Source organism: Kitasatospora sp. NPDC059577 (assembly GCF_042735475.1).
GTDB lineage: Bacteria > Actinomycetota > Actinomycetes > Streptomycetales > Streptomycetaceae > Kitasatospora.
On the sequence record NZ_JBHWBZ010000034.1, the window covers coordinates 79524 to 86574 of the forward strand.

The 7051-nt window shown below is 72.9% G+C and carries 6 protein-coding genes; 3 read left to right on the forward strand and 3 right to left on the reverse strand.

The genetic code is table 11. The features are described from left to right. Positions 1-99: 99 nt before the first annotated feature. From ACFV0O_RS24740 to ACFV0O_RS24750, 3 genes are all read right to left on the reverse strand, one after another. Positions 100-1002 carry a 5'-3' exonuclease H3TH domain-containing protein gene (locus ACFV0O_RS24740; protein ID WP_380345372.1) on the reverse strand — a complete coding sequence of 301 codons (903 nt, stop codon included), beginning with the start codon at positions 1000-1002 and terminating at the stop codon, positions 100-102. 59 nt (positions 1003-1061) lie between these two features. Beyond that, on the reverse strand, positions 1062-2141 hold the full coding sequence (locus ACFV0O_RS24745; RefSeq protein WP_380345359.1) for a cation diffusion facilitator family transporter: 1080 nt from the start codon (positions 2139-2141) through the stop codon (positions 1062-1064). 194 nt (positions 2142-2335) lie between these two features. Beyond that, positions 2336-3094, reverse strand: coding sequence for a gamma-glutamyl-gamma-aminobutyrate hydrolase family protein (locus tag ACFV0O_RS24750; RefSeq protein ID WP_380345361.1), 759 nt, complete (start codon positions 3092-3094; stop codon positions 2336-2338). A 175-nt stretch (positions 3095-3269) separates the two neighbouring features. Between ACFV0O_RS24750 and ACFV0O_RS24755 the strand changes: the two genes are divergently transcribed. The 3 genes from ACFV0O_RS24755 to ACFV0O_RS24765 all read left to right on the forward strand — a co-directional run bounded on the left by ACFV0O_RS24755 (position 3270) and on the right by ACFV0O_RS24765 (position 7007). Continuing rightward, positions 3270-4730 (forward strand): glutamine synthetase family protein, encoded by a 1461-nt coding sequence (locus ACFV0O_RS24755; RefSeq protein ID WP_380345362.1) that lies wholly within the window; start codon positions 3270-3272, stop codon positions 4728-4730. Positions 4731-4859: 129 nt separating this feature from the next. Further along, on the forward strand, positions 4860-5660 hold the full coding sequence (locus ACFV0O_RS24760) for a 3-oxoacyl-ACP reductase (protein ID WP_380345363.1): 801 nt from the start codon (positions 4860-4862) through the stop codon (positions 5658-5660). Between the two features lie 111 nt (positions 5661-5771). Beyond that, positions 5772-7007 carry a DUF2510 domain-containing protein gene (locus ACFV0O_RS24765; RefSeq protein ID WP_380345365.1) on the forward strand — a complete coding sequence of 412 codons (1236 nt, stop codon included), beginning with the start codon at positions 5772-5774 and terminating at the stop codon, positions 7005-7007. The last annotated feature ends 44 nt before the right edge of the window (positions 7008-7051 follow it).

A 7051-nucleotide genomic window follows, 5' to 3' on the forward strand; every position in this document is an offset into this window, starting at 1 on the left:
GTCCCACTCGTCGTGCGTCGGGCCCTCGTGGGGTTGTCGCCTGTTCTGGCGCGGCGGGCCGGCGGCGCGGCGCCGCCCGCCCCCCCCCCCGCTCCGTGTTCAGCGGGAGGCCAGGGCCTCCAGGACGCGGTCCAGTGAGGTGCCGAGGCCCCAGCGGGCGGAGAGCTCCTCCAGGGTCATCGGGTCGAGGGGTTCGCGGGGGAGGTCCGGGTCGAAGTCGGGCAGGGGGGCGTCGTCGGCGACGCGGACCACCTTCGGGGCGACGTCGAGGTAGGCGGAGCCCTCGACGATGTTGCGCCGGCGGGCCGGGGTGAGCTTCGAGCCGATGTCCAGCGCCGCGGCACGGATGCCCGGGAGGTCCCCGTACTCGTCGATCAGCTGGGCGGCGGTCTTCTCGCCGATGCCCTTGACGCCGGGAAGGCCGTCCGACGGGTCCCCGCGCAGGGCGGCCATGTCGGCGTACCGGGCGCCGCGCACGCCGTACTTCTCCAGCAGCAGCGCGTCGTCGGTGACCTGCAGGTTGCCCATGCCCTTGACCGGGTAGAGCACGGTGATCCCGCGGGCGTCGTCCACCAGCTGGAAGAGGTCGCGGTCGCCGGTGACGATCTGCACCGGCCCCTCGGCGCGGGCGGTGAGGGTGCCGATCACGTCGTCCGCCTCGTAGCCGGGGGAGCCGACCCGGGCGATGCCGAGCGCGTCCAGCACCTGCTCGATCACCGGGACCTGCGGGGCCAGCGTGTCGGGCACCTCCTCCTCGCCGTCCACGGCGGCCTCGGCGACCCGGTGGGTCTTGTACGAGGGGATGAGGTCCACCCGCCACTGCGGGCGCCAGTCGGCGTCCATGCAGGCGACCAGCCGGTCGGGGCGGTGGTCGTGGACCAGCCGGGCGATGAAGTCCAGCAGGCCGCGGACGGCGTTGACCGGCTCGCCCTGCGGCGAGCGCAGGGTGTCCGGTACGCCGTAGTAGGCCCGGAAGTAGAGGCTGGCGGAGTCGAGCAGCATCAGTCGCGGTGCGGTCACGTCACAGATCATGCCGTACCGCACCGACGGACGGGGGCTTCTCAGTGCTCGTGCGGCCCGGCGCGGTGGACGGGGCCGTGGGCGTCGGCGCAGTGCTCGGCGGCGGTGTCGCCGGGGGCGGCGATCTGCAGCAGCGCGCCCGCCTCGTCCTCGCCGACGTGGTCGACCTGGAGGGTGCTGTGGGTGATGGCGTACTCGTCGGCGAGCCGGCGCTGGAGGCGGCGCCGGACGGCGTGGCAGTCGCCGCCGGGGGTGACCAGGATGTGTGCGGACAGCGCCGGCTGGTTGGAGGTGATCTCCCAGATGTGCAGGTCGTGGATCTCCTCGACCAGCGGCTCGGTGACCATCCGGTCGGCCACCGCGTCCGGGTCGATCCCGGCCGGGGCGGCTTCCAGGAAGATCCGTCCGGAGTCCCGGACCAGTCCGACGCCGGCCTTGAGCATCAGCGCGACGACGATCAGCGAGGCGATGGCGTCGGCCTGGGCGAAGCCGGTGAGCATCACGATCAGACCGGCGACGGCGGTGGCGATGAACGCGTACAGGTCGGTCAGGACGTGCTGGAAGGCGCCCTCGATGTTCAGCGAGTTGCGGTTGGCCTTGGACATGCACCAGGCAGCCGCGATGTTGACCACGATCCCGATCAGCGCGGTGATCAGCACCAGCGAGCCGGTGACGTCGGGCGGCGTGATCAGCCGGGTGACGGCCTCGTAGCCGAGCCAGGCCGAGAGCACCAGCAGGGTGACGCCGTTGGCCTGCGCGGAGAGGATCTCGGCGCGTTTGAGGCCGTAGGTGTAGCCGCCGCGGGCGGGGCGGGCGGCGAGCCGCATCGCGATCAGGGCCAGCACGATCGAGGCGGCGTCGGTGAGCATGTGCGCCGCGTCGGAGATCAGCGCGAGGGACTGGGCGGCGAAGCCGACCACGACCTCGCCGGCCATGAAGACGACGATCAGGGCGAGGGCGCTGAGCAGCCAGCGGCGGTCCGCGTCGGCGGCGACGCCGTGCGAGTGCCCGCCGTGGCCGCCGCCGTGCGCGTGGCCGTGCGCGTGGCCGCCGTGTCCGTGCCCGCTCGACTGCTTGTGGTCATGCGCATGATCATCGTGCGAGTGCTCGTGCCCGGCCATGGAAGTCCTCTCTGGGCGCACGGATCGGAACAGGGGCGCGGCGCGACCGCCCTGCAACCGAAGTGAACCGCAGAATCGACAAAGATCCAAAGGCTGTACTGGTGACCGTTGTCGTTGCCGTTCGGGCGACCGGACCCGGTGCAGGCCGCACCCCTGCGACCAGGCGAAATCCCCTGCTCCCACGCCCAGTTGAGCTAGCCCAGCGGGACCGCGTCCAGGACCGCGGCATCCAGCGCGGTGGCGTCCAGCGCCGCGGCGGTGGCCGCCCGGACCAGGGCCCGCATCAGCCGCAGGTCGTCCCCCTGCTCCGGGTGCCACTGCACGCCGAGCGTGAACCCCGGCCCCTCCACCGCCTCCACCGTGCCGTCCGGCGCGTGGGCACTCACCCGCAGGCCCGCGCCGACCCGGTCGACGGCCTGGTGGTGGAAGGTCGGCACCTCCAGCTCGCACTCCGGCAGCAGCCCGCCCAGCAGCGTGCCCGGCACCGGCCGCACCGGGTGCGAGCCGTACCTCCCCGGCGACCCGCCGTGCACGTCCGCCGCCGGCCCGTCCGGCAGGTGCTGCACCAGCGTCCCGCCGCACACCACGTTCAGGACCTGCATCCCGCGGCAGACGCCCAGCAGCGGCATCCCGGCCGCCAGCGCGGCCCGCAGCAGCGCGACCTCCCAGGCGTCCCGCTCCGGCGAGTCCACCTCGCTCGCCGGATGGGCCGGCTCCCCGTAGTACGCCGGGTCGATGTCCGGTCCGCCCACGATGACCAGCGCGTCCAGCCGGGCCAGCACCTCCGGCGCGCGTTCCGGGGCGTCCGGCGGCAACAGGACGGCGATCCCGCCGGAGTCCTGGACGTACGCGGTGTACCGCTCCGGGACGAGGGCCACCCGGCGCGCCCGCCAGTCGCTCCAGCTCGCGTCGACCAGGTAGGTGCTGACGCCGATCAAAGGCCTGCGATCCATGGCGCGCATTCTCCTCCCGAACCACCTGATCCACCGTCAATCCCGCGTCCCGGCGCGCCACGTCCGTCCGCCCTCTTCCGCCCCGCGAGTCGCAGGCCGTACGGTTCGCTGTGACCGCTTGATCTCGAAGAGTGATCGAGGAATTCGAGGACATCGAGGAAGGAGGGGTTCCGCCATGTCCGAGAACACCGCACCCGAGAACGCCGCCCCCCGGAACACCGCGTCCGGGAACACCGCGTCCGGGAACACGGCCTCCGGGAACACCACCGCGGGCGCGCCGCCCCGGCCGCCGCTGACCCTGGACGAACTGCGCGCCCTGGTGGACGCCGGCGAGGTGCACACCGTGGCGCTCGCCTTCACCGACATGCAGGGCCGCCTGCAGGGCAAACGCTTCGCCGCCCGGTTCTTCCTCGACGAGGTCGCCGAGCACGGCGCCGAGGCCTGCGACTACCTGCTGGCCGTCGACGTCGACCTGAACACCGTGGACGGCTACGCCTTCTCCTCCTGGGCCACCGGCTACGGCGACTTCGCGATGCGCCCCGACCTGGGCACCCTGCGACTGACCCCCTGGCAGCCCGGCACCGCCCAGGTCACCGCCGACCTCGCCCGGCACGGCGGCCACCCGGTGGACGCCGCCCCGCGCCAGCTGCTGCGCCGCCAGCTCGCCCGGCTCGCCGAGTACGGCCTGGCCGCCGACATCGGCACCGAACTGGAGTTCCAGGTCTTCCGGGACACCTACGAGCAGGCCTGGGTCGGCGGCTACCGCGGCCTGACCCCGGCGAACCTCTACAACGTGGACTACTCGATGCTGGGCACCGCCCGGGTCGAGCCGCTGCTCTCCCGGATCCGCAACGAGATGGCCGGCGCCGGTCTGGTGGTGGAGTCCGCCAAGGGCGAGTGCAACCTCGGCCAGCACGAGATCGCCTTCCGCTACACCGACGCGCTCACCACCTGCGACCAGCACAGCGTCTACAAGACCGGTGCCAAGGAGATCGCCGCCCAACTCGGCTGCGCACTCACCTTCATGGCCAAGTACGACGAGCGCGAGGGCAACAGCTGCCACATCCACCTCTCGCTGCGCGACGCCGTCGGCGCCCCCGCCTTCGCCGACCGGGACGGCCGGATGACCGACACCATGCGGCACTTCCTGGCCGGCCAGCTGAGGGCGCTGCGCGAGTTCAGCGTGCTCTACGCCCCGAACATCAACTCCTACAAGCGCTACCGGCCGGGCTCCTTCGCCCCGACCGCCGTCGCCTGGGGTCGCGACAACCGCACCTGCGCGTACCGGGTGGTCGGTCACGGCCCCGGTCTGCGGATGGAGAACCGGGTGCCCGGCGGCGACGTCAACCCGTACCTCGCCGTCGCCGGGATGATCGCGGCCGGCCTGTACGGGCTGCAGCACAAGCTGGAGCTGCCCGCGCCCTGCCTGGGGAACGCCTACGCGGTCGAGGAGTACGCCCGGGTGCCCGGGTCGCTCCGTGAGGCCGCCGAGCTGTGGGCGCGCAGCGAACTGGCCAGGGAGGCCTTCGGCGACGACGTGGTCGACCACTACCTGAACATGGCCCGGGTCGAGCAGGCCGCCTACGACGGCTCCGTCACCGACTGGGAGCGCTACCGCTCCTTCGAACGGATGTGACGCCCGGGTGACGGAGGCGGCGCAGGAGTGACGGACGCGGCGTACGGGCGTTGGACGTGACGCAGGAGCGGCGGGCGTGACGCGTGACGGCCACGAACGTCTCCATCCAGAGCGAGGAGTGACAGCCCGATGAGCGAGAAGCACACCGCGCCGGACGGGGCGGTCTGCCGTCGGCTGGTCGGCCGGACCGCCGTCGTCACCGGCGCGGGCAGCGGCATCGGTCTGGCCGCCGCCCGCCGGCTCGCGTCGGAGGGGGCCAAGGTGGTCTGCGCCGACCTCGACGAGGAGAGCGGACGGGCCGCCGCCGAGGAGGTCGGCGGACTGTTCGTGCACACCGACGTCACCGACCCGTCGATGGTCGAGGCGCTGTTCGACGAGGCGTACGAGACCTGCGGCAGCGTGGACGTCGCGTTCAACAACGCGGGAATCTCGCCGCCGGAGGACGACTCGATCCTGACCACCGGGCTGGACGCCTGGCACAAGGTCCAGGAGGTCAACCTGACCTCGGTCTTCCTGTGCTGCAAGGCGGCACTGCCGTACATGCGCCGGCACGGGCGCGGCTCGATCATCAACACCGCGTCGTTCGTCGCCGTGATGGGCGCGGCCACCTCGCAGATCTCCTACACCGCCTCCAAGGGCGGGGTGCTGGCGCTGTCCCGCGAGCTGGGCGTCCAGTTCGCCCGCGAGGGGATCCGGGTCAACGCGCTCTGCCCGGGGCCGGTGGACACCCCGCTGCTGCGCGAACTGTTCGCCGCGGACCGGGAGCGGGCCGCCCGCCGGCTGGTGCACGTCCCGCTCGGCCGGTTCGCCCGGGCCGAGGAGATCGCCGCCGCGGTGGCCTTCCTCGCCAGTGACGACTCCTCGTTCGTCACGGCGAGCGGGTTCCTGGTGGACGGCGGCATCTCCGGGGCGTACGTCACCCCGCTGTGAGCGCTGCCGCGCGGGGACGCCGGGCCTTCTCACGGTAATCTCATCGAAAACCGGCGGAATTCCATGCCGAGCTGATTTCGCGTTTATCCGGCTGCCTTTAGATTCTCTGATGTGAGTGAGCAGATTCCCGCCGGGTGGTACCCGGATCCGAAGGACACCACCGGCGACCCGAGGCCGCAGCGCTGGTGGGACGGCAAGGGCTGGACGGCCGACACCCGGCCGGCGCCCTCGGACGCGCCGGAGCCGGCCGCCCCGGCGGCCGACGCTTCGGCTCCCGGCACCCCGCAGACCCCGGACGCCCCGGACGTCCCGGCGGCCCCGGAGACCGGCGAGCCCGGGCCGGGGACGGCCGAGCAGCCCACGGTGCTGGAGGGCGAGGTCCTGGAGAGCGGCCCCACCGTCCGGTACCCGGAGCCGCCGCCCTTCGGTGCCGCCTTCGGGTCGCCGGTTCCCCCGCGCAAGGAGCGGCGCAAGCCGTCCAAGCTGGTCGTGGCGACCGTCGTCGCCGCCCTGCTCGGCCTGGGCGCGGGCTCGGGGATCACCTACCTCGCGATGGACGGCGGATCCGACTCCAAGCCCACCGCCCAGCACACCCCGCGCGGCAGCTTCGGCCCCTGGGACGGCTACCCGGGGAACGGCGGCACCGGCGGCACCGGCGGCAACGGCGGCGGCAACGGGGGCAGCGGCGACAGCAAGGGCAACGGCAAGGGCAACGGTGGAAACGGGAACGGCAAGGTCCGGCCCGGCTCCGACGCGGCGATCGACATGGTGAACAAGCTCACCCTGCCGGTCCCGAACGGCTGGCAGGCCGAAACCACCCGGGACGGCTACGCCATGATCACCGTCGGCTCGTACGCCTGCCCCGACGGCAGCGGCGACTGCACCCTCGGCGGCGTGAACACCGGCCGGATCGACGGCGGCGGCACCGACGTCCAGGCGGCGGCCAAGGCCGACATCGCGGCCACCGCCAAGTCGTCGTACGGCGACATCACCGGGCACCAGGAGCTCAAGTCCGAGGCGGTCAAGGTCAACGGCCAGGACGGCTACCTGGTCCGCTGGAAGGTGGACGCGCCCAAGGGCAACAACGGCTACGTGCAGACCGTGGTCTTCCCCTCCGCCGACGGCAAGGCGCTGGTCTCGGTGCACTTCGGCTTCGACATCGCCGACAAGGCGCCGGACGTCGCCGTGATGGACACCGTCGTCAAGGGCATCACCGACTACAAGGGCAAGCTGCCGAGCATCCCCGGGATGCCCGGCACCGGCGGTGCCCCGGGCTCGGGCGCGGGTGCCGGTCCCGGCGCGGGTGCGGTCCCCGGCGCGGGCGGCACCGGGGGCACCACCACCTGAGCCCCACGCTCCTCACACGGCGGCGGCCCACCCGGGAGGGGAAC

Coding starts and splice junctions, on each gene's coding strand:
- ACFV0O_RS24755 (WP_380345362.1), top strand. CDS start 3,270: ATGTCCGAGAACACCGCACCCGAGAACGCCGCCCCCCGGAACACCGCG.
- ACFV0O_RS24745 (WP_380345359.1), bottom strand. CDS start 2,141: ATGGCCGGGCACGAGCACTCGCACGATGATCATGCGCATGACCACAAG.
- ACFV0O_RS24750 (WP_380345361.1), bottom strand. CDS start 3,094: ATGGATCGCAGGCCTTTGATCGGCGTCAGCACCTACCTGGTCGACGCG.
- ACFV0O_RS24760 (WP_380345363.1), top strand. CDS start 4,860: ATGAGCGAGAAGCACACCGCGCCGGACGGGGCGGTCTGCCGTCGGCTG.
- ACFV0O_RS24740 (WP_380345372.1), bottom strand. CDS start 1,002: ATGCTGCTCGACTCCGCCAGCCTCTACTTCCGGGCCTACTACGGCGTA.